The 22,427-nt window shown below is 71.6% G+C and carries 21 protein-coding genes, 1 other RNA gene and 1 pseudogene; 16 read left to right on the forward strand and 7 right to left on the reverse strand.

What is annotated here, in order from left to right:
- Positions 1 to 50 precede the first annotated feature (50 nt).
- The 4 genes and pseudogenes from E9998_RS20470 (at position 51) to E9998_RS27170 (ending at position 3,747) form a co-directional block, all read left to right on the forward strand.
- On the forward strand, positions 51 to 1,040 hold the full coding sequence (locus E9998_RS20470; RefSeq protein WP_136531601.1) for an ABC transporter ATP-binding protein: 990 nt from the start codon (positions 51 to 53) through the stop codon (positions 1,038 to 1,040).
- Positions 1,030 to 2,070, forward strand: coding sequence for an ABC transporter ATP-binding protein (locus E9998_RS20475; RefSeq protein ID WP_136531553.1), 1,041 nt, complete (start codon positions 1,030 to 1,032; stop codon positions 2,068 to 2,070). Before E9998_RS20470 ends, E9998_RS20475 begins: the two co-directional genes overlap by 11 nt.
- A gap of 360 nt (positions 2,071 to 2,430) precedes the next feature.
- Positions 2,431 to 3,384, forward strand: a pseudogene (locus E9998_RS20480) (glycoside hydrolase family 62 protein); the annotation flags it as partial.
- A complete protein-coding gene (locus tag E9998_RS27170; protein WP_420842459.1) occupies positions 3,364 to 3,747 on the forward strand; it encodes a cellulose binding domain-containing protein in 384 nt (127 codons plus the stop codon). The pseudogene E9998_RS20480 and the gene E9998_RS27170, both read left to right, overlap by 21 nt.
- 268 nt (positions 3,748 to 4,015) lie before the next feature.
- Here the strand turns inward: E9998_RS27170 and E9998_RS20485 are convergent, their stop codons facing one another.
- From E9998_RS20485 to E9998_RS20495, 3 genes are all read right to left on the reverse strand, one after another.
- Positions 4,016 to 4,438: a toxin-antitoxin system YwqK family antitoxin gene (locus E9998_RS20485; protein WP_136531554.1), complete on the reverse strand. Its 423-nt coding sequence runs from the start codon at positions 4,436 to 4,438 to the stop codon at positions 4,016 to 4,018.
- A 202-nt stretch (positions 4,439 to 4,640) separates the two neighbouring features.
- Positions 4,641 to 5,435 (reverse strand): protein phosphatase 2C domain-containing protein, encoded by a 795-nt coding sequence (locus E9998_RS20490; protein ID WP_204745568.1) that lies wholly within the window; start codon positions 5,433 to 5,435, stop codon positions 4,641 to 4,643.
- 12 nt (positions 5,436 to 5,447) lie between these two features.
- Positions 5,448 to 5,981: a hypothetical protein gene (locus E9998_RS20495; protein WP_136531555.1), complete on the reverse strand. Its 534-nt coding sequence runs from the start codon at positions 5,979 to 5,981 to the stop codon at positions 5,448 to 5,450.
- Between the two features lie 218 nt (positions 5,982 to 6,199).
- Between E9998_RS20495 and E9998_RS20500 the strand changes: the two genes are divergently transcribed.
- Positions 6,200 to 6,787 carry a hypothetical protein gene (locus tag E9998_RS20500; protein ID WP_136531556.1) on the forward strand — a complete coding sequence of 196 codons (588 nt, stop codon included), beginning with the start codon at positions 6,200 to 6,202 and terminating at the stop codon, positions 6,785 to 6,787.
- Positions 6,788 to 6,857: 70 nt separating this feature from the next.
- On the forward strand, positions 6,858 to 7,508 hold the full coding sequence (locus E9998_RS20505; RefSeq protein ID WP_136531557.1) for a CatB-related O-acetyltransferase: 651 nt from the start codon (positions 6,858 to 6,860) through the stop codon (positions 7,506 to 7,508).
- 203 nt (positions 7,509 to 7,711) lie between these two features.
- On the opposite strand, the gene E9998_RS20510 is transcribed toward E9998_RS20505, so the two are convergent.
- Together E9998_RS20510 and E9998_RS20515 are read right to left on the reverse strand one after the other, a co-directional pair.
- Positions 7,712 to 8,320: a superoxide dismutase gene (locus E9998_RS20510; protein ID WP_136531558.1), complete on the reverse strand. Its 609-nt coding sequence runs from the start codon at positions 8,318 to 8,320 to the stop codon at positions 7,712 to 7,714.
- Positions 8,321 to 8,474: 154 nt separating this feature from the next.
- The gene (locus E9998_RS20515; RefSeq protein ID WP_420842460.1) at positions 8,475 to 9,599 is read right to left on the reverse strand and encodes a cysteine desulfurase family protein; all 1,125 of its coding nucleotides are present in this window, start codon (positions 9,597 to 9,599) and stop codon (positions 8,475 to 8,477) included.
- 132 nt (positions 9,600 to 9,731) lie between these two features.
- On the opposite strand from E9998_RS20515, the gene ctaC reads away from it, so the two are divergent.
- The 3 genes from ctaC to E9998_RS20530 all read left to right on the forward strand — a co-directional run bounded on the left by ctaC (position 9,732) and on the right by E9998_RS20530 (position 11,740).
- On the forward strand, positions 9,732 to 10,652 hold the full coding sequence (gene ctaC, locus E9998_RS20520; protein ID WP_136531560.1) for an aa3-type cytochrome oxidase subunit II: 921 nt from the start codon (positions 9,732 to 9,734) through the stop codon (positions 10,650 to 10,652).
- 9 nt (positions 10,653 to 10,661) lie between these two features.
- Positions 10,662 to 11,108: a cytochrome c oxidase subunit 4 gene (locus E9998_RS20525; RefSeq protein ID WP_136531561.1), complete on the forward strand. Its 447-nt coding sequence runs from the start codon at positions 10,662 to 10,664 to the stop codon at positions 11,106 to 11,108.
- A gap of 98 nt (positions 11,109 to 11,206) precedes the next feature.
- Entirely contained in the window at positions 11,207 to 11,740 is a 534-nt protein-coding gene (locus E9998_RS20530) for an NUDIX hydrolase (protein ID WP_136531562.1), read from the forward strand.
- 87 nt (positions 11,741 to 11,827) lie between these two features.
- Here E9998_RS20530 and rnpB read toward each other — a convergent pair.
- Positions 11,828 to 12,221: RNase P RNA component class A (gene rnpB, locus E9998_RS20535), an RNA gene on the reverse strand.
- A 31-nt stretch (positions 12,222 to 12,252) separates the two neighbouring features.
- Here rnpB and E9998_RS20540 point away from each other — a divergent pair.
- The 4 genes from E9998_RS20540 (at position 12,253) to E9998_RS20555 (ending at position 16,739) form a co-directional block, all read left to right on the forward strand.
- Positions 12,253 to 13,011 (forward strand): sulfite exporter TauE/SafE family protein, encoded by a 759-nt coding sequence (locus tag E9998_RS20540; RefSeq protein ID WP_136531563.1) that lies wholly within the window; start codon positions 12,253 to 12,255, stop codon positions 13,009 to 13,011.
- Between the two features lie 70 nt (positions 13,012 to 13,081).
- Positions 13,082 to 14,833 (forward strand): NAD+ synthase, encoded by a 1,752-nt coding sequence (locus E9998_RS20545; protein ID WP_136531564.1) that lies wholly within the window; start codon positions 13,082 to 13,084, stop codon positions 14,831 to 14,833.
- A 191-nt stretch (positions 14,834 to 15,024) separates the two neighbouring features.
- Entirely contained in the window at positions 15,025 to 15,951 is a 927-nt protein-coding gene (gene panB, locus E9998_RS20550) for a 3-methyl-2-oxobutanoate hydroxymethyltransferase (protein ID WP_136531565.1), read from the forward strand.
- A 107-nt stretch (positions 15,952 to 16,058) separates the two neighbouring features.
- Positions 16,059 to 16,739 carry an HAD family hydrolase gene (locus E9998_RS20555; protein WP_158299906.1) on the forward strand — a complete coding sequence of 227 codons (681 nt, stop codon included), beginning with the start codon at positions 16,059 to 16,061 and terminating at the stop codon, positions 16,737 to 16,739.
- A gap of 133 nt (positions 16,740 to 16,872) precedes the next feature.
- Here E9998_RS20555 and E9998_RS20560 read toward each other — a convergent pair whose 3' ends face one another.
- On the reverse strand, positions 16,873 to 17,577 hold the full coding sequence (locus tag E9998_RS20560) for an MOSC domain-containing protein (protein WP_136531567.1): 705 nt from the start codon (positions 17,575 to 17,577) through the stop codon (positions 16,873 to 16,875).
- Between the two features lie 105 nt (positions 17,578 to 17,682).
- Between E9998_RS20560 and glnA the strand changes: the two genes are divergently transcribed.
- The 3 genes from glnA to E9998_RS20575 are packed head-to-tail and all read left to right on the forward strand — an operon-like array spanning position 17,683 to position 22,367.
- Positions 17,683 to 19,035 (forward strand): type I glutamate--ammonia ligase, encoded by a 1,353-nt coding sequence (gene glnA / locus E9998_RS20565; RefSeq protein WP_136531568.1) that lies wholly within the window; start codon positions 17,683 to 17,685, stop codon positions 19,033 to 19,035.
- Between the two features lie 17 nt (positions 19,036 to 19,052).
- Positions 19,053 to 19,757: a type 1 glutamine amidotransferase gene (locus E9998_RS20570; RefSeq protein WP_136531569.1), complete on the forward strand. Its 705-nt coding sequence runs from the start codon at positions 19,053 to 19,055 to the stop codon at positions 19,755 to 19,757.
- Positions 19,758 to 22,367: a bifunctional [glutamine synthetase] adenylyltransferase/[glutamine synthetase]-adenylyl-L-tyrosine phosphorylase gene (locus E9998_RS20575; RefSeq protein ID WP_136531570.1), complete on the forward strand. Its 2,610-nt coding sequence runs from the start codon at positions 19,758 to 19,760 to the stop codon at positions 22,365 to 22,367. It begins immediately after the preceding gene.
- The last annotated feature ends 60 nt before the right edge of the window (positions 22,368 to 22,427 follow it).

Consider the following 22,427-nt stretch of genomic DNA (forward strand, 5'->3'; position numbering starts at 1 on the left):
CGTTGGCGGAGTACCTGCGCGTCATCGGCGACACCCTCCCGGGCGCCGACATGAACGCGCCGCTGCTGGAACTGGACGACCTGCGCGTCGAGTTCAAGGTGCGCGGCCACCGCATCCCGGCCGTGAGGGGCGCGAGTTTCACGCTCGAACAGGGGCGCACACTCGCGGTCGTCGGCGAGTCCGGCTCCGGGAAGTCGGTGACCTCGCAGGCGATCATGGGCATCCTCGACACCCCGCCCGCCAAGGTCACCGGCGGCCGGGTCCTCCTTCACGGCGTCGACCTCCTGGAACAGGACGAGGAGACCCGAAGGAGCATCCGCGGCAACCACATCGCGATCGTGTTCCAGGACGCGCTCTCGGCCCTCAACCCACTGTGGTCGGTCGGCTTCCAGATCGGCGAGCTGTTCCGCGTCCACCGCGGCACCAGCCGCGCCGAGGCGAAGAAGAAGGCGATCGACCTGCTCGACCAGGTCGGCATCCCCGACGCCCGCAACCGGGTCGGGAACTACCCGCACCAGTTCTCCGGCGGCATGAGGCAGCGCGTCATGATCGCAATGGCCCTCGCCCTGGACCCCGAGGTGCTCATCGCCGACGAGCCGACCACGGCCCTCGACGTCACCGTCCAGGCCCAGATCATGCGGCTGCTCAAGCGCATCCAGGAGGAGCGCGACATGGGGCTCATCCTCATCACCCACGACCTCGGCGTGGTCGCCGACGTCGCCGACGACGTCGCGGTCATGTACGCCGGGGAGGTGGTCGAGCGCGCGGGCATCCGCGACACCTTCAAGCGCCCGGCCCACCCCTACACGAAGGCGCTGCTGCGCGCGATCCCGCGCGTCGACAGCGTCGGGCGGGAGCTGGAGGTCATCCGGGGCCTGCCGCCGAACCCGGCCGACCTGCCGAGCGGCTGCCCCTTCCACCCGCGCTGCTTCGCGGCCGAGGACCGCTGCGCCGAGGAGGTCCCGCCGTGGACCGAGCCGGCCGAGCACCACGGCGCCCGCTGCCACTTCGCCGAGGAGGTCTACGTCGATGAACGCTGAACTGGGGCAGGCGGACGCGGTCGCCGAGCCGGTCCTGGAGGCCACCGACCTCGTCAAGCACTTCCCGATCCAGCGCGGGATCGTCGTCAAGCGCACCGTCGGGCAGGTGCAGGCCGTCGACGGCGTCGACCTGGTCCTCCACGCGGGCAAGACGATCGGCGTCGTGGGGGAGTCGGGGTGCGGCAAGTCCACGCTCGCGAAGCTCCTCGTCGGGCTCGAAGCCCCCACCTCCGGCTCGATCAAGTTGCAGGGCAAGGAGATCGCGAACCTGCCTCCGCGACGGATGCGGCCGTTCCGGCGGGACGTCCAACTCGTGTTCCAGGACCCGTACACCTCGCTCAACCCCCGGCTCACCGTGGGCGACATCGTGGGCGAGCCCTTCGAGATCCACCCCGAGGTGATCCCCAGGCGCAAGCGCGCCGCGGAGGTCAAGGACCTCCTCGACATGGTCGGGCTCAGCCCCGACCACGTGAACCGCTACCCGCACCAGTTCTCCGGAGGCCAGCGCCAGCGCATCGGCATCGCGCGGGCGCTGGCGCTGCGGCCGCGGGTGCTGGTGTGCGACGAGCCGGTGAGCGCCCTGGACGTCTCGATCCAGGGGCAGGTGATCAACCTCCTCGAGCGCCTTCAGGACGAGCTGGGCCTGGCGTACGTGTTCATCGCGCACGACCTGTCGGTGGTGCGCCACATCGCCGACGAGGTCGCGGTGATGTACCTGGGGAAGATCGTCGAACGCGGCACCGGGCCGGAGATCTACGACCATCCGCGCCACCCCTACACGCAGGCGCTCTTGTCGGCGGTGCCCGTGCCGGACCCGGAGCTGCGCGGCCAGCGCGACGAGATCGTGCTCCAGGGCGACGTGCCGTCCCCGATCAACCCGCCTTCGGGCTGCCGCTTCCGCACCCGCTGCTGGAAGGCGACCGAGGAGTGCGCCGAGGTCGTCCCGACCCTCGACGTGGGCGACGGAGGCACCCACCCGACCGCCTGCTTCCACGCCGAGGAGCGGGACGTCACGCACGCCGTGAAGTGACCGCACGCGTCGACGAGGGCCCCGCTCCGGCGGGGCCCTCGCGGCGTTCTCGGCGGAGTTCCGGAACTCCCGGAGCATCGACATGGAGCTAGAAGTATTTACAAACCTCGATGGTTATCGGTAACCTGGCCTTGCGGTGCACCGAATTCCGGAAACCGCTGAAACTTCCAGAGGCACCGGACACGGCGCATCCGCTGCCCCGCAACGAGAGAGGCAAGCATGGCCAATCCGAAACGAACCAGGCTCAGGACGGCCCGAGCCGCCCTGATCGCCGCCGTCCTGGCGGTCGCGATGTCCGCCGCGGCCCTCAGCGCGAGCGCCGAACCCGCCGACCAGGCCGACCCGGCACCGGCCCAGGCCCTCGCGGCGCTCCCCGCCCAATTCGAATGGTCCTCCAGCGGCGTCCTCATGGGACCGAAGCCCGACAGCGCCCACCCGAACATCGCGGGCCTCAAGGACCCGTCCGTGGTCTACCACGACGGGCGCTGGCACGTGTTCGCCAGCATCGCCAGCTCGGGCGGGTACAACATGGTGTACCTCAACTTCACCGACTGGTCCCAGGCCGCGAACGCGACCCACCACTACCTCGACCGCTCGGCTATCGGCACCGGCTACCGGGCCGCCCCGCAGGTCTTCTTCTATGAGCCGCAAGGCCTATGGTACCTCGTCTACCAGGACGGCAACGCCGCGTACTCCACCAACCCCGACATCGCCGACCCCACCGGCTGGACGGCGCCGCGCCACTTCTACTCCGGGATGCCGCAGATCATCCAGGACAACATCGGCAGCGGCTACTGGGTCGACATGTGGGTCACCTGCGACGAGGCGAACTGCCACCTGTTCTCCTCCGACGACAACGGGCACCTCTACCGCTCGCAGACCTCGGTGTCGAACTTCCCCAACGGGATGAGCGAACCCGTCATCGCGATGGAGGACGACGACAAGTACGCGCTCTGGGAGGCCAGCAACGTCTACAAGGTACAGGGCGCCGACCGGTACCTGCTCCTCATCGAGGCGTTCGGCACGGTGGGACGCTACTTCCGCTCCTGGACCTCCACGAGCATCGCCGGTCCCTGGACGCCCCTTGCGGACTCGAACGCGAACCCGTTCGCGGCCGCGTCCAACGTGTCCTTCCCCGCCGGTGTGTGGACCGAGGACATCAGCCACGGCGAGATGGTCCGCGCGGGCGTCGACCAGCGGCTGGAGATCAGCCCGTGCGACATGCGGTACGTGTACCAGGGCGTCGACCCGAACGCCGGCGGCGACTACAACAGCCTGCCTTGGCGACTGGGCCTGCTCACCCAGACCAATACCGACCCCTCCTGCGGGGACGGCGAGGAACCCACCGAGCCGCCCACCACGACCCCGCCGCCGACCGGCGACGGCTGCACCGCGGCCGTCACCGTGACCGGCGACTGGGGCTCGGGCTGGCAGGGCCGCGTCGACGTCACCGCCGGCGCGAGCGCCCTCAACGGCTGGTCCCTCACCTGGACCTGGCCCGCCTCCCAACAGGTCACCTCCGCCTGGAACGCCGACTGGTCCCAGTCCGGAGCCGCCGTCACCGCCGCCGACGTCGGCTGGAACGGCGCGGTCGCCGCAGGCCAGAGCCGCGAAGCCTTCGGCTTCATCGCCTCCGGCCCCGCAACGGCACCACAGGTGACGTGCAGCGCCGCATGACGCACTGAAGTGGCCGACCGGTACGACCGGTCGGCCCCTTTGCACGGCAGGCGTTTCCGCATCCGGAGGTTCGTGGCTCGGGGCGCGTGATCGCGGTCGTCCCGGCCAGGGGCGTCGACTTCGCGCGGGCACCTGTACCCGATGCGGTCGTGACCCGCCGCGATCGCCTACGGCGGGTTCGCGCCCGGTCGCAGGGCCGCAGCGGCGGTTCCGCGCGGGTGTGCCGCACCACCAACAGGCACCTGACGACGACCCGCCCTGTCGGCGTTCACTTCCGGGGTCGGTGGTTCGTGACCTTCTTGACCGTGCCGTCGGGGTTGTAGGCGGTCCACTCGCCGATCTTCTTGTCGTGGTCGTAGTCGCCGCGGTCGATCGGGGTGCCGTCGGCGGTCCAGCGTTCCCAGCGGCCGTGGCGCTGCTCGCGCACGAAGCCGCCCTTCTGGAGCAGTCGGCCGTTCGCCCGCCACCAGGTCCATTCGCCGTGGACCAGGCCGTCGAGGAACGGGCCCTCGGAGCGCGGCCGCCCGTCGTCGGCGAAGTGGCGCCACACGCCCTGGCGCAGGCCGTGGACGTACTCGCCGGTCATGTAGCCGCCGCGGGCGTCGGCCTCGGACCACAGGCCGGACTTGTGCCCGTGCTCGTCGGCGGCGTTCGGCGCCTCCTCCGGTCTCGGCGCCTCCGGGTCGCCCATCGCCCCGCTCCCTCCGTCGCGGGCCGCCAGCGCGCGGCCCTCTCCGGCCGAGCCTAGGCGCCGACGTGGGTCGGGTCGGCGGTTTGCGGCAGGTTCAATGACCCGAACCGGGTTCCGACACGGCGTCGCACTGGATCCGAACACGGCGCCTGCGGCACGCAGTCGGTCCGCGCCGGACCGGTCGCGACCCTCGGGGACCCGCCTACCGCCCCTGGAACGCCGTGCAGTGGACCGCCGTGGCGTCGTCGGTTGCGTACTCGCGCCGGGTCTCCTCGGCCCGCACGCGTTCGATGAGCGCCGCGGGTCCCGCCGTGTCGAGGACGGTCATCACCTCGGCCCAGTCGGCCACCGCGAACGGCACCACGAGCCGGGCCGCGCCGTTGCTCAGCAGCGCCGCGCTCGCGACCTCCTGTGCCGCAGCCGAACCGGTGAACCCGTGCGCGGCGGCGACGGGATCGTCCTTGGCGACCCAGTACCCGCCGGGGGCGTTGCGGCAGGCCCGCATCTCGTCGAGGACCGCGCGGTACGCCTCGCCCCCTTCGGGGGCGGCGGCGAGCCGGCCTTCGAAGCGGCCCATGACCTCGGCTTCGCGCCGGTCCTCGGTCACGAGGAGCGAGCCGTCGCGCATTGCGAGGACCGCGCAGGCGTCGCCGAGCACGAGGTGCTCGACGCGGTCGGGTCCGGCGCGGAGGATCGCGACGGCCGCGAAGGGACTGCTGGCGTTCGTCACCTCGCACGAGTCGCGGTGAAGGTCGGTGATCGTGGTGATCGCGTCGGTCAGGATCGCGGCGAGCGGGCGCTCCGGCTCCTGCGGGAGCGCCGCGAGGAGGGCGCCGCCAAGGCGGTGCGCGTACCAGGCCACGCCGTGGCGGCACAGGTGCCCGGCGTTCGGCACGCCCGCGCCGTCCACGAGGACCGCGCCGTTCGGCACGACGCCCACGAAGTCCTCATTGGACCGCCCGGGGTGTCCGTCCAGGGTCGCCATCACCGCGCGCATGGGGTGCTCCGTTCAGCGGGTGAGCGCGTCGACGAGGGCGACGAGCCCGGAGACGAGCAGGATCGGGCCCACGCTCGCGCCGACGACGGCGCTGACGGTGAGCGACTTCGCTCGCGCGACGAACACGGCGGCGACCGATGCGACGGTGACCAGGGCGGCCGTGACGTGCAGGGCCGGGGCCTGGAGTATCACCGCGAGCGGGAAGAAGTGCACGCCGACGACGAACGCGATCCACGCCGACATGAGGTGGGCCTTCTTGCGGATCGCGAGGAAGGCCGCGCCGAGTCCGGCCGCGGCGAACTCGATGCCGACGATCACGCCGAACTGCGGACCGGTCTCGGCGTCGATGACCGAGCCGTCGGACCAGTGCCGCCACAGCAGCAGGCCGCCCGCGACCGCCGTGAGACCACTGAGGATCGATCCGATCCGCAAGGGCCACAGCCAGGACTGCGGCGGCTTCTCCTGCGCCCAGCCGAACCAGGTCATGGCGAAGAAGCCGAAGACGGCCGCGGTCCCTGCGGCGTCGCGTAGGAATTCAGGGCTCACGTCAGGCGCCAATCCAGGGGTGGTGGTGGGGGAACGGCCGCGCGGCCGCGCCGTCGCCTGCCAGACTATCCGCCGCGGGGGCAACCCTTCCCGCAGGCCGCGGCGTCCTTCCCTTGACCGCGCCCGGGGCCGGCGAACCGGCCCCGACCGGCCGCGGCGGTGGATCCGCCCCGCCGCACCGGGTATGCTTGACAGCTCGCCGATGATCGGAGCCTCCATTGATCCGACCGCTGACCGGACTTCCCGACCCCGCGCCGCGGAGGTCCCTCGCGGCGACCTGGCTGGCTGCCGTCGTCGCCGGGGTGGCGCTGGTGTGCGCCGTCGCCGCCTGGCTCGCGGCCTCGCGGACCCGGGCCGACGCCGCGGCGCGGCTCATCGACCGCGACGACGACCTGGTCGAGTACCACCTGCTGCGGCTCGAGGAACTCGTCCAGTTCCGCTTCCTCGACCTCGCGACGGCCTACCTCGCGATCGCGATCCTCTTCGCCGCCTTGGCCGTGGCGGTCCGCATCGGTCCACGATGGTCGGTCGTCCTCACCGGTTCGCTCAGCGCCGCAGGGGCGCTCATCATGGCCCGCGTCGGACTCGGACGCCTCCTCGACGGCCTGCCGCAGGTCGGCGGCTGGGGCCAGGACGAACTCGCGCCGCTGCTCACCGAGGCCGCGCCCTCCTGGTTCGGCACCGCCGCCCAGCTGCCGCTGCTCGCGACCTTCGCCGGACTGCCGCTCATCCTGGTGCTGCTGTTCAACGGCTACTTCCGCGCCCGCGCCGAACGCGGGACGAACGGTCCCGAACTGGGCTGGTGACCCGAAAGCCCCTTGCGTCCCACGGCGCGCGTGCGTATCGTGCGTTCCGCCTGCGACGAAAGGAACGCCGATGATCCCCGATCCGTCAGTGCTGCACCCTATGCCGGGATTCCCGCGCGTGGTCTTCCTCAAGCCGCTCATCGCCTCCGAGAAGATCGAGGTCGGCGACTACACGTACTACGACGACCCCGACGCCGCGACGCGGTTCGAGGAGCGGAACGTCCTCTACTCCTACGGCCCCGAGAAGCTCGTCATCGGCAAGTACTGCGCGCTCGCGACCGGCACGAAGTTCCTCATGGCCGGCGCCGACCACCCCATGGTCGGCGTCTCCACCTTCCCGTTCGCGATCTTCGGCGGCGAGTGGGCCGAGCGCACCTTCGACATCGTCATGAACGTCGACAGCCGCGGCGACACCGTCGTCGGCAACGACGTCTGGTTCGGCTACGACACGACGGTCATGCCCGGCATCCGCATCGGCGACGGCGCGATCATCGCCTCCGGCGCGGTCGTCACCGCCGACGTCGCGCCCTACACGATCGTCGGCGGCAACCCGGCCAAGCCGATCCGCTCCCGCTTCGACGAGGAGGGCGTCGAGCAGCTCCTGCGCGCCGCCTGGTGGGACTGGCCCGTCGAGCTCGTCACCGAGCACGCCCGCACCATCATGTCAGGCACCCCCGCCGACATCGCCGCGATCGCCGCCGAACACGGCCTCGAACGCTGAACCCCGAGACGAGAAGGGGCCCGCGCGGCAAACGCCGCGCGGGCCCCTTCGCATTCTGCGGGCCGCTCTCTTTCGGGTGAACAATCGGCTCGCGCGGTCCGCCGGCGCCGATTCCTGTCGGACCCGGGTGGCACGCTGGCCCCTACAGTCGCTTCCCCTCTGGGTGGGTGGGGATTAGGGATGGCAGGAGCCGGTCGCGAGCCCTACTCGGCCTTGGCGATCGCAGCGGCGTAGCGCGCCGCCACGTCCTGCCAGTTCACGACCTCCCACATGGCCTTCACGAAGTCCGGGCGCACGTTCTTGTACTGGAGGTAGTACGCGTGCTCCCAGGCGTCGAAGGCCAGCAGCGGCACCGAGGTCTGCGCGACGTTCCCGTGGTGGTCGTACACCTGCTCCACGATGAGCCGCTTCGAAGTCGGCTCGAACGACAGCACGCCCCAGCCCGAACCCTGCACGAGCGTCGTCGCCGCCGAGAGCTGCCCGTGGAAGCCCTCGAACGACCCGAAGTACTCGCCGATCGCGTCGGCCAGATCGCCCTCGGGGCGCCCGCCGCCGTCCGGGCTCATGTTCTCCCAATACAGGGAATGCAGCACGTGCCCCGAGACGTTGAACGCGAGCGTCTTCTCCAGACCCACGATCCCGCCGAAGTCGCCCTTGTCGCGCGCCTCGGCGATCCGCTCGATGGTGTCGTTGGCGCCCTTGACGTACGCCGCGTGGTGCTTGTCGTGGTGCAGTTCCAGGATGTGCCCGTTGATGTGCGGCTCCAGCGAGCCGTAGTCGTAAGGCAGATCGGGCAGCGTGTAGACGGTCATCTGACGCCTCTCTCACTTGTGGCAACACTTTTGCAACAGCAACGCTTCCACAACTGCAAGTGCTATGCAATAGAACGCGGCACGAGTCGCCCCGTGAGCCCCGTCGTCTTAAGACCGCCGACCCGGACCCGAACGCGCGCACCGCCTCCGCACCTCACCGCGACAGGCGCCGAATCCCCTCCACGATCCCCGGCAGCGCCTCCAGGAACCGCTCCACCTCCGCTTCCGTCGACTCCCGGTGCAGCGACACCCGCACGTTCCCGTGGCTCAGCACCCCCATCGCCTGGAGCACGTGCGAAGGCCGCAGCCGCGTCGAGGCGCACGCCGAACCCGACGACACCGCGAACCCCGCCCGGTTCAACTCCGTCAGCAGCACCTCCCCGTCCACCCCCAGGCACGAGAACGTCACGATGTGCGGCAGCCGGTCCACCGGATCGCCCGGCAGCTCCACCTCCGGCACCGTCTCGGCGATGTGCTCCCTGATCCGCGCCGTCAGCACCCGCATCCGCGCCGACAGCGCCTCCCGCTCCGCCACGACCGCCCGCAGCGACGCCGCCGCGGCGACCGCCGCCGGCACGTCCACCTCACCGACCGCCTCCCGCACCGAGGAGTCCTCGCCCGGGAACGGATTGCGCCAGCGCACCCCCCGGCGCACCACCAGCAGCCCCGTCCCGGACGGACCGCCCCACTTGCGGGCGCTGGCGGCCAGGACCGACCAGCCCTCGGGCACCGTCTCCCACGGCAGGCTCGCCGCCGCGTCGCACACCAGTGGCACGCCGCCCGCGTTCGCGGCGATCGCCGAGATCGGCTGACGGGTCCCGACCTCGTGGTTGGCGCTCTGCACGACCAGTACCGAGGCGTCTTCCACCCCGGCGAGCGGATCGGCGTCGACCCTCCCGGCGCGGTCCACCGGCGCCGTCACGACCGAGCCGCCGCGGGACGCGTGCCACTCGGCGGCGTGCAGCACCGAGGAGTGCTCGACGGCGCTGTGGACCAGCGGACCGGGCGCGCTGCGGGCCGCGATCACGCCGAGTACCCCGGCGTGCACCGCCTGTGTCCCGCCCGATGTGAAAACGACCTCATCGGGGTCGACGCCCAGCGAGGACGCCGCCGACTGACGGGCCGCCTCCAGCAGCATCCGCGACCGCCTGCCCAATGTGTACAGTCTCCCGGGCCCGGCCCAGCCCTCTGACAAAGCCGCAGCATAGGCGTCCCGCGCCGCCGGATGGGGCGGCTGCGCGGTGGCGCCGTCGAAGTAGGTCTCGCTCACCGACCCAATGTAGAAGACTTCCGGCGCCGAACCCAACCCCTTGCGCCCCGAGGCGCGGGCCAAGCAGTAGGCTCTTGCCGTCATGATCTGCGCCCTGCCGCCGGCCCGGCGGCGGACGCGGAGCCGAGCGCTGAGAAAGGCATGAGACAGGTGGTCGGAAAACCGTCCCGAGTACGTCGCGGCCGAGCCCGCCGCACGATAGGTCTCACCGGGATCGCCGCGCTGCTCCCCGTCGTCCTCGCGGGTTGCAGCCTTGACGACGCGTTCTACCTCGGCTGGCCCCGCACGCGCCCCACGACCCAGTCCGAGCAGATGTTCGACCTGTGGATCGGCTCGACCGTGGCCGCGCTCGTCGTCGGCCTCATCGTCTGGGGCCTCACGTTCTGGTGCATCGCCGCCTACAAGAAGCGCGACACCGACACCGAGCTGCCCCGCCAGACCAAGTACAACCTGCCCGCGGAGCTGACCTTCACGGCCCTGCCGTTCGTGCTCATCGGCGTCCTCTTCTACTACACGGTCATCGTGCAGGACGAGGTCACCGAGATGAGCGACGACCCGTACGCGTGCACGCAGGTCACCGCGTTCAAGTGGAACTGGCAGTTCACGTACACCGACGCCGACTGCGAGCCCCTCACCGGCGCCGACGGCCGCCCCGTGACCGAGACCGGGAACTCCGAATACATCCCGATCATCGTGGTCCCCAACGAGGACGACGTCCGCTTCGAGGCCAACGCCGAGGACGTCATCCACTCCTTCTGGGTCCCCGACATGCTCTTCAAGCGCGACGTCATCCCCGGCGGCGAGGACCAGACCACCCGCTGGGAGGTCGACTTCAACACCGAGGGCACCTTCGTCGGCCGCTGCGCCGAACTCTGCGGCGCCTACCACGCCTTCATGAACTTCGAGATGCGCGTGGTCAGCCCCGAGGACTACGAGACCTTCGTGAACGCCCGCGTCGAGGGCATGACCACGCCGGAGGCCCTCGAGCTCATCGGCCAGGACGCGTACGCGACCACGACGCATCCATTCGACACCGACCCGGCTTCGGGCGAAGCGAGCTAAGGGAGCGCCATGAAGACTGAGAACCGGCTCTTCGCCATCGTGATGGTCTCGATGTTCATCTTCGCGGCCATCTACGCGTGGGTCACCAAGATCAACGACAACCCCGCCTACGGGATGCCCAACGAGATCGAACCGGTCGGCACCCTCGCCCTGATCTTCTCGGGCCTGCTGACCCTCATGGTCTGGCTGTTCTTCTGGTTCATCGCCCGGCGCATCGACCCGCGCCCCGAGGACCGCGCCGACGGCGAGATCTCCGACGTCTCCGGCGAGGTCGGCTTCTTCAGCCCCGGCTCGTACTGGCCGCTGGGCCTGGCGCTGACCGCGGTCGTCTCCGGCATCGGCGTCGTCTTCTGGCTCCCCTGGCTCCTCATCGCCGGCGGCGTGGCCCTGCTGTTCGCCGTGGGCGGCTACCTCTTCGAGTACTACACGGGCACGCGCAAGCTCGGCCCGCAGTAGACCGGCGACGAAGGCCCGGGGCGGGTGCCCCGGGCCTTTCGCGTGTCCGCCACCGTCCCAACGCCACTGCCGCCCCCCGCCGGACCGGTGGGTAGGGTATGCCGGTGACTCCCTCTGTGCAGCGCCGGAAGGCGCCGCTCCTGCGGCGCCTGGCCGGAACGGTGTTCTACAGCCTGCCGCACCCGATGCGGCGGCGCATCGTGCGGATCGCCACGCCCACCTACACGCTCGGCTCCGTGGTCCTGGTGACGGACGCCGACCGCGAGCGCCTCCTCATGCTCCGCCAGCCCCCAGGGCGCCGCTGGACCCTCCCCGCGGGCCTGCTGAACCGCCGCGAGCAGCCCATCGAAGGCGCCCGGCGCGAACTCGCCGAGGAGACCGGCATCGAAGCCGACCTCGCCGAACTCGCCCCCGCCGACCCCAACGCCGTCGTCCACACCCACGGCCGCTGGGTCGACAACGTCTTCCGCCTCGTCCGCGACCCCGCGACCACCCAGATCATCGTCGACGGCCACGAAGTCTGGGACGCCGGCTGGCACCCCGTCGACGACCTCCCCGAAATGACCCGCGCCACCGCCAAGCTCCTGTCCCACTACGACCTCGGCCCCCTGGCGAACGAGCCCGAGGACTGAGCCCCGACGGAGCAAAAGGGTGGGAACGCCGCCGACCGAAGGTCGACGAGGCGTACGCGCCGAACCGGCGCCGCGATCGCGAAGTGGGGGACGAGACGGCCGGTACGCCGGGTTCTGTCGAGAGCGGTCATCCATCTAGGCGCGCCGTTGCCGACGTGCTCGAGCGGTCTACCCGCGAAGGTGCGCGCCGCGTCGCGGCGCGTGTCGGGCGGGCCGCCCTCGGACCTTCGCGCAGGGCCTCGCGGCCCCTCTTGACCTTGCTCCGGGTGGGGTTTACCGAGCCGCCGCCGTCACCGGCGGCGCTGGTGGTCTCTTACACCACCGTTTCACCCTTACCGGCCGAAGCCGGCGGTCTGTTCTCTGTGGCACTGTCCCGCGGGTCGCCCCGGGTCGCCGTTAGCGACCACCCTGCCCTGTGGAGCCCGGACGTTCCTCGCCAGTGAAGGTCACCCGTCACTGCCGCGACCGCCTGGCCATCTCGTCCCAGCGGTAAAGCGTACGCTGCCGGAGCCATGAATCTGCTCCAGGTCTCCGCCCTCGTCCTCGCCGGCCTCGCCGGCGGCGGGCTCAACGCCGTGGCCGGCGGCGGCTCGCTCATCACCTACCCGACCCTGATGGCCGTCGGCGTCCCCCCGCTCCTGGCCAACGCCACCAACGGCATCGCGGTCGCGCCCGCCTACGCCGCGGCGGCCGTCGGCTCCCGCGAGCACCTGCTCCCGCAGCGCGCCCGCGCCCTCCGGCTCATCCCGACCGCGCTCGTCGCCTCCGTGTGCGGCGCGCTGCTGCTGCTCAACACCCCCCACGAGGTGTTCGAGGCGATCGTGCCGTTCCTGGTCCTGGCCGCGACCCTCCTCATGGCGGTCGGCCCGTGGATCAACCGCAAGGTCACCGCCCGCAACGGCGGACGCGACCTGCACCCCGCCGCGCTCCACGTCGGCGTCTTCGCCGGCTGCCTGTACGGCGCGTACTTCAACGCCGCCCTCGGCCTCATCCTCATGGCCGTGATCGCCATGAGCCTGAGCGAGCGGCTCGTGCGGGTCGGCGCGCTCAAGAACTTCTGCACCACGATCGTCGGCGTGGTCACCTCCGTCATGTACGGGATCTGGGCCGACGTGGACTGGCTTGCGATCGCCGTCCTCGTCCCCGCGACCTTCCTCGGCGGCTACATCGGCGCCCGCATCTTCCAGCGCATTCCCGAACGGCCCCTGCGGATCGCGATCGTCGCCTACGGCCTCGTGCTCTCGGCGATCCTCCTCGCGCGCTCCCTCTGAACCCGACCGAGGTCTGAGACTTCGCGCAAGTCACATGACGGCGCGCGCCGGGACGCGGAAGAATGGGCCCATGCCGACGCTCCGTATCGCACTCGCCCAGGACAACCCGGTCGTAGGCGACCTCGACCACAACGCCGACCTCATCCGCAGGGCCGCCTCCGCGGCCGCGGCCGCGGGCGCCCACCTCCTCGCCACCGGCGAGCAGGCGCTGACGGGCTACCCCGTCGAAGACCTCGCGCTGCGCCACTCCTTCGTGGAGGCCAGCCGCGAGCGCCTCGTCCGCCTCGCCGCCGAACTCGCCGAGGACGGCAACGGCGCCCTCCCCGTGGCCGTCGGCTACCTCGACGCCGACGGCGCACCCCCCGCGACCGGGGATTCGCCCGCTTCGCGAGGCTTGCGCAACGCGCTGGCGCTGATCCAGGACGGCAAGGTCCTCTTCCGCTACTACAAGCGCCATCTTCCGAACTACGGCGTGTTCGACGAGGACCGCTATTACACGGCGGGCCACGAACTGCACCTCGCGCGCATCGGCGGGGTCGACGTGGCCTTCACCATCTGCGAGGACATCTGGCAGGAGGGCGAACCGTTCGCCGTCGCGGCCGAGGCCGGGGCCGGACTGGTCGTCAACGTCAATGCCTCGCCGTACGAGCAGGGCAAGCAGGAGCGGCGCACCGCGATCGTCAAGGAGCGGGCCGCGCAGGTCGGCGCCCCGGTCGCCTACCTCAACATCGTCGGCGGGCAGGACGAGCTGGTCTTCGACGGCGGCTCGATGATCGCCGCCCCGGACGGCCGCATGCTCGCCTCGGCGCGGCGCTTCGGCCCCGAACTGCTCATCGCCGACCTCGACCTGGAGGCCGCGCGCGGCGGGGACGTCGCCAACCACTCCTCGCGGTCGATGAGCACCGCCCTGCACCGCCTGTCGGACGCGCCCGCGCCGCTGGAGACGCGGATCGAGCCCTCGCACGCGCCCGACCTCGACCGGCTCGAAGAGATCTGGGAGGCGCTGCGCCTGGGCCTGGGCGACTACGTGCGCAAGAACGGCTTCGCCTCGGTCATCTTCGGGCTCTCCGGCGGCATCGACTCGGCCCTGACCGCGGTGCTCGCGCGCGACGCGATCGGCGCCGACAACGTCCACGTCGTCGCCATGCCGAGCCGCTACTCCTCCTCGCATTCGCTCGACGACGCCGCGGACCTGGCCGAACGCTGCGGCCTGCACTACTCGGTCGAGGCGATCCAGCCGATCGTCGACAGCTTCGTGTCCGAGATCGCGATCTCGGGGCTGGCGGTCGAGAACCTCCAGGCCCGCGTGCGCGGCACCCTGCTCATGGCCCTGTCGAACCAGCACGGGCACCTCGTGCTCGCACCGGGGAACAAGAGCGAGTACGCGGTGGGCTACTCCACGATCTACGGCGACGCGGTCGGCGGCTTCGCGCCGATCAAGGACGTCCTCAAGACCCTCGTGTACGAGCTGGCGACCTGGCGCAACGCGAAGGCCCGCAGCCTCGGCGAGACCGAGCCGATCCCCGAGAACACGATCCTCAAGCCCCCGAGCGCCGAGCTGCGGCCCGACCAGAAGGACTCCGACTCGCTGCCCGACTACGAGATCCTCGACGGCATCCTCACCGGCTACGTCGACGGCGACGCCGGGCGCGAGGACCTCGTGGCCCAGGGCTACCCCGCCGACGTGGTCGACCGGGTGGCCGGGCTGGTCGACCGCGCCGAGTACAAGCGCCGCCAGTCGGCGCCGGGCACGAAGATCACCGTCAAGTCCTTCGGCCGCGACCGCAGGCTCCCGATCACCAACCGCTTCAGAGGGAAGTAGGGCGCTCAGGCAGGCGCGTAAGACCACCGCCGCCCGAGATCCCATAGGATATTTCCTATAGGATCTCGGGCGGTGATTTGTCACATCGGGGTGCTCGACGGATGACAGGGACATTGATGAGCGTTAGTTTGGTTCGGTAACCACCCGGGGACCGGCGCAGCCGGCCACGAGGAGATTCTGGAGTCACGACGATGACGTCTTCGTCCGAGAACACCGCATCCGAAGCCTTCGCTTCGCACGAGACCGCACCGCACGGCGCCGCACCGGCGTCCCCCGAGGCGCGCTCCGACGAGATCCCGAGCCTGTACGGGCCGGGCAGGCACGTCAAGCGCGTCCGCACCCGCCACCTCCTGGAAGCCAAGGAGCGCGGCGAGAAGTGGGCGATGCTCACCTCATACGACATGTACACGGCGGCCCTCTTCGACGAGGCCGGCATCCCCGCGCTGCTCATCGGCGACTCCGCCGCGAACAACGTCTACGGGTACGAGACCACCCTCCAGGTCTCGGTCGACGAGCTCGTACCGCTGGTGGCGGCCGTGGCCCGCTCCACCGAGCGGGCGCTGGTCGTCGCCGACCTCCCGTTCGGCTCCTACGAGGCCGGTCCGGCGCAGGCCCTGGAGACGGCCGTGCGCTTCATGAAGGCCGGCGCGCACGCCGTCAAGCTCGAAGGCGGGCGCCGCATGGCCGCCCAGATCCGGGCGCTCACCGAGGCGGGCATCCCCGTCATGGCCCACATCGGGTTCACGCCGCAGAGCGAGCACGCCGTGGGCGGCTACCGCGTCCAGGGCCGGGACGCCCAGGCCGCCGAGATCGAGGCCGACGCGCACGCCGTGGCCGAGGCCGGCGCCTTCGCCGTCGTCCTTGAGATGGTGACCGCCGCGGTCGCCGCCGAGATCACCAAGCAGATCCCGATCCCCACGATCGGCATCGGCGCGGGACCGGACACCGACGCGCAGGTGCTCGTCTGGCAGGACATGGCCGGGCTGCGCCGGGGCCGCCCGCAGCGGTTCGTCAAGCGCTACGCCGAACTCGCCGACGTCCTCCAGGGCGCCGCGAAGGCCTACGCCGACGAGGTGCGCGCCGGGGAGTTCCCGACCCGCGCGCACAGCTTCGAGTGAGCGGCCGGGGGTGAGCCGGGCTGCTGCGCCCGTGTGGTGAAGCTCGCGAGCCACAAATGGGCGCAGTCCCTTTGGGGGCGGCGGCGGGTCGCGTAGCGTCTCAATACGTGAACGACGCCATCCTGCTCTTCGACTACGACGGCACCGTGCGGCTCGGCACCGAGCACGCCTCGCACTACGCGCGCCTCGTCGCCGCCGAACTCGCCCCCGACGACGAACGGGCCTTCCTGGCCGCCCACGCCGCCTTCCTCGCCGGCAAGCCCACCACCGCCTCGACCTTCGACGCCTACGACGCCGACAACGCGGTGCGGCGCCTCGCCGGCGAGTTCGGCGTGGCCGACTCGGTGCGCCACGACGCCTACGTCGCCACCCGCAAGCGCATGGCCGACGGCGAGTTCGCGGTGTGGGCCCCGAAGGGCTTCCGGGAGTTCCTGTGGAGCCTGCCGCGCACGATCGAGGTGGCCCTGGTCACCAATGCCCCGGCCTCCAGTCTGGAGCCGGTGGTCGAACGCCTCGGACTCGACGGCCTCTTCGACCACGTCATCGGGGACGCGGGCAAGCCCGAGGGCATGGACGCGATCCTCGACGAACTGCTCGAAGAGCGCGCGCCCGACGCCCTGCTGAGCATCGGCGACATCCCCCGCAACGACCTCGCCCCGGCCGCCGACCGCGGCTGCGCGACGGCCTACATCGACCACTACGGGCGGCCGTGGCCGCGCGCCACCGCCTCGGGCGCGACCCTTGACGAGCTGTACCCGTTCATCCACCGCTGGATCACCACTCGGTGACGGTTCGGCGGCGGGCGGATCGCGTGAACCCAGCGTGTCGGCCGCGGGGCTTATGCTGGGTTCGCGCCCTGAGCCGACCGATCCCCGGCTCAGGGCGCGCCAGTGCCCGTACGGTCCGGACCGCCCGGTCGGCTCAGCAGACGACCGTGTCGCCGACGGCGATCGTCACCGTCTCGTCGATGCGCACGTAGATCCCGAAGTGGTTGCCCAGCTCCTTGATGACGTGCTTGTGCAGCTCCATGTCGCGCTCGTTCGAGCCGTCGGGGGACCAACTGGGCAGCACGCACCGCTCGCACGGCTTCTGGAGGGTGAACTCGTGCCCGCCGAGGCGGACCTTCGTGCCCGGTTCGAGCGCGGTCTCGGCGAACGGCTCCAGGTCGGTGTCCACGATCACGTTCGGCCGGAACCGCGCGGCCTCGACCTCCCGGCCCAACTGTCTCCCCAACTCCCGCACGCTGGACTCGAACACGACGAGCATCCGGCCGTAGTCGCGCCGGACCGGGCGCAGCTCGACGCCCTTGTCGGCGCCGATCGTCGCCGCGAGGCGCCCCGGCAGCGCCGCGTCGTCGGCGGCCCAGGCCGCGCCGCCGCCCTCGTACAGGACCGGCTCGCCCGCGACCGCGTCGGCGCAGCCGCACTGCGCCGGCCACGCCGCCTCCCACGCCATCATCCTCGGGTGGCTGCCGCCCCACACCGACTTGTCGGTGCCGGGTTCGAACAGCCCGAACGTCCGGTCCCCGGCCAGCCCGTCGAAGTCGACCTTGGCGGAGCGGAGCGACTCGCCCCGAAGGCCCTTCACCGGGTAGCGCCACAACTGTCTGATCTCGCCTGCGAACATGCTCAACAATGTACCCAGCTCACGTTTTGAACGCGATCTGCCTGCGTTAACGTCGCTGACACATACTGGTGAGACAATTGCCGCCCCAGGACCGAGGAGGACACCATGGAACGACAGAAGGAGTTCGTGCTTCGCACGCTCGAAGAACGCGACATCCGGTTCGTCCGGCTGTGGTTCACCGACGTCCTCGGCACGCTGAAGTCCGTCAGCGTGGCCCCCGCGGAGCTCGAATCGGCCTTCGAGGAGGGCATCGGCTTCGACGGCTCCGCCATCGAGGGCTTCGCCCGCGTGTACGAGTCCGACATGGTCGCCATGCCCGACCCGACCACGTTCCAGGTCTTCCCCTTCGAGGGCCGCGGCATCGGCGAGTCCGCGCGCATGTTCTGCGACATCCTCACCCCCGAGGGCGCCCCCTCCTGGGCCGACCCGCGCCACGTCCTGCGCCGGGCCCTCTCCAAGGCCGCCGACCGCGGGTTCACCTTCTACGTGCACCCCGAGATCGAGTTCTTCCTGCTCTCCGACATCGACCCCGAGGGCCGCACCAAGCCCACCCCGGTCGACGACGGCGGCTACTTCGACCACACCACGCACTCGACCGCGCGCGACTTCCGCCGCCAGGCCATCCTCGCGCTCGAACGCGTGGGCATCTCCGTCGAGTTCTCCCACCACGAGGTCGCCCCCGGCCAGCAGGAGATCGACCTGCGCTACGCCGACGCCCTCACCACCGCCGACAACATCATGACGTTCCGGCACATCGTCAAGGAGGTCGCGCTCACCTCCGGCGTCACCGCCTCCTTCATGCCCAAGCCCTACACCGCCCAGCCGGGCTCGGGCATGCACTCGCACCTCTCCCTCTTCGAAGGCGAGGACAACGCCTTCCACGACCCCGGCGACGAGCAGCGCCTCTCCAAGACCGCCAAGGCCTTCATCGCGGGCCTGCTGCGCCACGCGCCCGAGTTCACCGCCATCACCAACCAGTGGGTCAACTCCTACAAGCGCCTGTTCACCTCGGCCCAGCCCGGCCAGATCTCCGAGGCCCCCTCGTACGTCTCCTGGGGCAAGGCCAACCGGTCCGCGCTCGTGCGCGTGCCCGCCTACGGCAAGCCGAACTCGGCCCGCGTCGAGATCCGCTCCCTCGACTCCGCCACCAACCCCTACCTCGCCTACGCCGTCCTCCTCGGCGCGGGCCTCAAGGGCATCGAGGAGGGCTACGAGCTCGCGCCCGGCACCGAGGACGACGTCTCGGCGCTCACCAACGCCGAACGCGTCGCCGCCGGCTACCAGCCGCTCCCGGCGAACCTCTCCGAGGCGCTCGACGCCATGGAGTCCTCCGACCTCGTCCCCGAGGTCCTCGGCGAGCACGTCTTCGACTACTTCCTCAAGAACAAGCGCCAGGAGTGGGAGGACTACCGCACCCAGGTGACGGCCTTCGAACGCAAGCGCTACATGCATCTGTGAGCCGTTAACATGGGGGAGTGACCACCGCACTCGCCTGTACCGCACTCGTGATCGAGAACGACCCGGCGCAGGGTCTCGGCAGGGCCGCCGCATGGCTCGCCGAGGCCGGCATGGAACTCGACACGGTGCGGCCCCACCTCGGTGAGGCCGTGCCCAACAGCGCCGGAGGGCACGAGGCGCTCATCGCCCTCGGCGGCGGCCGCGGCAAGGACTGGGGCGAGGACCTCACCGGCCTCATGGCGACCGCCGTCGCCGACGCGACCCCGACCCTCGCGATCTGCTCCTCCTCCCGGATGCTCGCCGCCGCCTTCGGCGGGCGCGTCGAGGACTCCGACGCCCCCAACGGCCCCCGGATGCTCGCCAAGCGCGACGCCGCCGGACGCGACCTCGTCTTCGGCCCCGCGCCCATGACCATTGACGTGATTCGCTGGCGCCGCCAGGAACTCGTCGAGCTCCCCGAGGAGGCCACCCTCCTCGCCTCCTCGCCCCAAGGGGCCCTGGAGGTCTTCCGCCTCCGCGACGCCGCCTGGGGCGTCCAGTCCCACTTCGAGTTCACCCCCGACCAGCTCGCCGACTTCGGCGGCTTCGACGAGGCCGCGCTCGCCCGCGCCGCCGCCGTCGACGAGCACATCGTCGCCACCTGGCGGCCGATCATCCAGCGCTTCGCCCGCGTGGCCGCAGGCGAGCGCAAGGCGCTGCCCGTCATCGACGCCGGGCGCTGAATGGACGCCGACCGGGCCCGGCTCGCCGTCGACGAGGCCAGCAACGCCCTGGCCGACCACCTGCGCGCCCACCCCGAGGTCGCGCCCGCGCTCACCGAGGACGAGGACGCCGGGCACGCCCGCGTCCGCGAGGCCGACGCCGCCGGACTCAACGCCGCCTGGAAGGCGAACCTGCTGCGCATCGCCGCCGCCGACCTCACCGGGACCGTCGACTTCCGCGCCACCTCGGCCGCGCTGGCGCGCCTCGCCGACGCCGTCTTGGCCCGCGGCCTCGCGCTCGCCACCGCCGAGATCGACCCCTCCGGCGCCGAGGAGGCCCGCCTCGCCGTCGTCGCCATGGGCAAGACCGGCGGCGAAGAGCTCAACTACGTCTCCGATGTGGACGTCGTGTTCGTCGCCGAAGGGAACCTCGACCTCGCCGCCCGCCGGGCCGCCCGCATGATCCAGATCGTCGGCCCCGCCACCTGGCCCGTCGACGCGGGCCTGCGGCCCGAAGGGCGCGCCGGTGTCCTCGTCCGCTCGGTCGAGTCCTACCTCGCCTACCTCAAGGACTGGGCCCGCACCTGGGAGTTCCAGGCGCTCCTCAAGGCCCGGCCCGCCGCCGGGGACCTCGGGCTCGGTCTCGACTGGCTCGCCGCCGTGCAGCCGTTCATCTGGGGCGCCGCCGACCGCCCCGGCGTCGTCGCCGACATCCGGGACATGCGCCGCAAGGTCGCCGACTCGGTGCCCAGCGCCGAGCGCCGCTACGAGATCAAGCTCGGACCCGGCGGCCTGCGCGACATCGAGTTCGCCGTCCAGCTCCTGCAACTCGTGCACGGCCGCGGCGACCCCACCCTCCGCGTCCGCTCCACACTGGAGGCCCTCGATGTGCTCGTCGCGGGCGGCTACCTCGCCCGCCGCGACGGCGAGGACCTCGCCGACACCTACGTCTTCCTGCGCACCGTCGAGCACCGGCTCCAGTTGCAGCGCCTGCTGCGCACCCACCGCGTCCCCGACGGCGGCGAACCGCTCCACCACCTCGCCCGCACCCTCGGGTACACCACCGACGAGGGCTTCCTCGCGGCCTGGCGCGCCCACGCCACCACCGCGCGGCGCCTCCACGAGAAACTCCTGTACAAGCCGCTGCTCGACGCCGTCACCCGCGTCTCCACCGCGGAGCTGCGCATGACCGAGACCGAGGCCGCCTCGCGCCTGGCCGTCCTCGGCTTCGCCGACCCCGCGAGCGCGCTCACCCACATCAAGAAGCTCACCGCGGGCGTCTCGCGCACCGCGACCGTCCAGCGCGCCCTCCTGCCGGTCGTCCTGCACGAACTCGCCGACTCGCCCGAGCCCGACCGCGGCCTGCTCGCCTACCGCCAGGTCTCCGACAAGCTCGGCGCCACCCCCTGGTACCTGCGGCTCCTGCGCGACGGCGGCCCCGCGGCCGTGCGCCTGGCCCGCCTGCTGGGCACCTCTCGGTACTTCACGGGCCTCCTGCTCCACGTCCCGCAGTCGCTGCGCTACCTCTCCGACAACGCCGACCTCACCCCCCGCCCGCGCGAGGAGCTCGCGGCCGGGATGCTCCAGGCCGCCGCCCGGCACGCCGACGCGACCGCCGCGATCGGCGCCGTGCGCGCGATCCGCCGCCGCGAACTCATCCGCGTCGCCGCCGCCGACCTCCTCGGCCTCCTCGACGACCAAGGGGTCGGCCTCGCGCTCTCCGACCTCACCGACGCCGTCCTCCAAGCGGCCCTTGCGATCGCCTCGCGCGGCGTGGCCGACGCCCCGCCGATCGCGGTGATCGGCATGGGCCGCCTCGGCGGCCGCGAGACCGGGTTCGGCTCCGACGCCGACGTCGTGTTCCTCCACTCCGGAACGACGGACGAGCAGCGCAGGGCCGCCTCTCGGATCGTCGAGTCGGTGCGCACGCTCCTCGCGGCCCCGACCGCCGACCCGCCGGTGGACCTCGACCTCGACCTGCGGCCCGAAGGCAAGGGCGGTGCGATCGCGCCGAGCTTCGCGGCGTACCGGCGCTACTACGCCGACCGCGCGAAGCTGTGGGAGCGCCAGGCGCTGCTGCGCGCCCGACCGGTGGCCGGGGACCCCGAGCTGTGCGCGGCCTGGACCGAGTTCGCCGACGCGGTGCGCTACCGGGCCGGCGGCCTCACCGAGGCCGAGCGGATCGAGTTCCGCCGCGTCAAGGCCCGCGTCGACTCCGAGCGGCTGCCCCGCGGCGCCGACCCCAACGGCCACACCAAACTCGGACGCGGCGGCCTGGTCGACATCGAGTGGACCGCGCAACTGCTCCAACTGGAGCACGGCGAGGACCCGGCGATGCGCACCACGCGCACCGTCCCCGCACTGGAGGCCGCCGCGGCGGCCGGGCACCTCTCGCGCGGCGACCTGCGGGCGCTGCGCTCGGCCTGGGAGTTCGTGTCGCGCGTGCGCAACGACATGACGCTGGCGCGCGGCGTCCCGCGCGACGACCTCCCGCGCTCGGGCCCCGAACTCGCCGCGCTGGCCCAGACCCTCGGCTTCGGCGAGGACACCGAGCGCTTTCTCAACCACTACCGGCGCCTCACGCGCCGCGCCCACGACGCGGCGCACCGGATCGTCTACGACACCCCGTGACCGCGCCCGGACCGCTGACACGGCGGCGGCCGCGCGCCTACACTCGGGACCGGGGGTGCG

The sequence above is a fragment of the Glycomyces paridis genome (assembly GCF_004912155.1).
Taxonomy (GTDB): Bacteria; Actinomycetota; Actinomycetes; order Mycobacteriales; family Micromonosporaceae; genus Glycomyces; species Glycomyces paridis.

Bases quoted from the DNA above. Each gene is read 5' to 3' on its own strand.
- E9998_RS20470 (WP_136531601.1), top strand. From the start codon at position 51: ATGAACGCGCCGCTGCTGGAACTGGACGACCTGCGCGTCGAGTTCAAG.
- E9998_RS20475 (WP_136531553.1), top strand. From the start codon at position 1,030: ATGAACGCTGAACTGGGGCAGGCGGACGCGGTCGCCGAGCCGGTCCTG.
- E9998_RS20485 (WP_136531554.1), bottom strand. From the start codon at position 4,438: ATGGGCGACCCGGAGGCGCCGAGACCGGAGGAGGCGCCGAACGCCGCC.
- E9998_RS20490 (WP_204745568.1), bottom strand. From the start codon at position 5,435: ATGCGCGCGGTGATGGCGACCCTGGACGGACACCCCGGGCGGTCCAAT.
- E9998_RS20505 (WP_136531557.1), top strand. From the start codon at position 6,858: ATGATCCCCGATCCGTCAGTGCTGCACCCTATGCCGGGATTCCCGCGC.
- E9998_RS20510 (WP_136531558.1), bottom strand. From the start codon at position 8,320: ATGACCGTCTACACGCTGCCCGATCTGCCTTACGACTACGGCTCGCTG.
- ctaC (WP_136531560.1), top strand. From the start codon at position 9,732: ATGAGACAGGTGGTCGGAAAACCGTCCCGAGTACGTCGCGGCCGAGCC.
- E9998_RS20525 (WP_136531561.1), top strand. From the start codon at position 10,662: ATGAAGACTGAGAACCGGCTCTTCGCCATCGTGATGGTCTCGATGTTC.
- E9998_RS20530 (WP_136531562.1), top strand. From the start codon at position 11,207: ATGCCGGTGACTCCCTCTGTGCAGCGCCGGAAGGCGCCGCTCCTGCGG.
- E9998_RS20540 (WP_136531563.1), top strand. From the start codon at position 12,253: ATGAATCTGCTCCAGGTCTCCGCCCTCGTCCTCGCCGGCCTCGCCGGC.
- E9998_RS20545 (WP_136531564.1), top strand. From the start codon at position 13,082: ATGCCGACGCTCCGTATCGCACTCGCCCAGGACAACCCGGTCGTAGGC.
- panB (WP_136531565.1), top strand. From the start codon at position 15,025: ATGACGTCTTCGTCCGAGAACACCGCATCCGAAGCCTTCGCTTCGCAC.
- E9998_RS20560 (WP_136531567.1), bottom strand. From the start codon at position 17,577: ATGTTCGCAGGCGAGATCAGACAGTTGTGGCGCTACCCGGTGAAGGGC.
- glnA (WP_136531568.1), top strand. From the start codon at position 17,683: ATGGAACGACAGAAGGAGTTCGTGCTTCGCACGCTCGAAGAACGCGAC.
- E9998_RS20575 (WP_136531570.1), top strand. From the start codon at position 19,758: ATGGACGCCGACCGGGCCCGGCTCGCCGTCGACGAGGCCAGCAACGCC.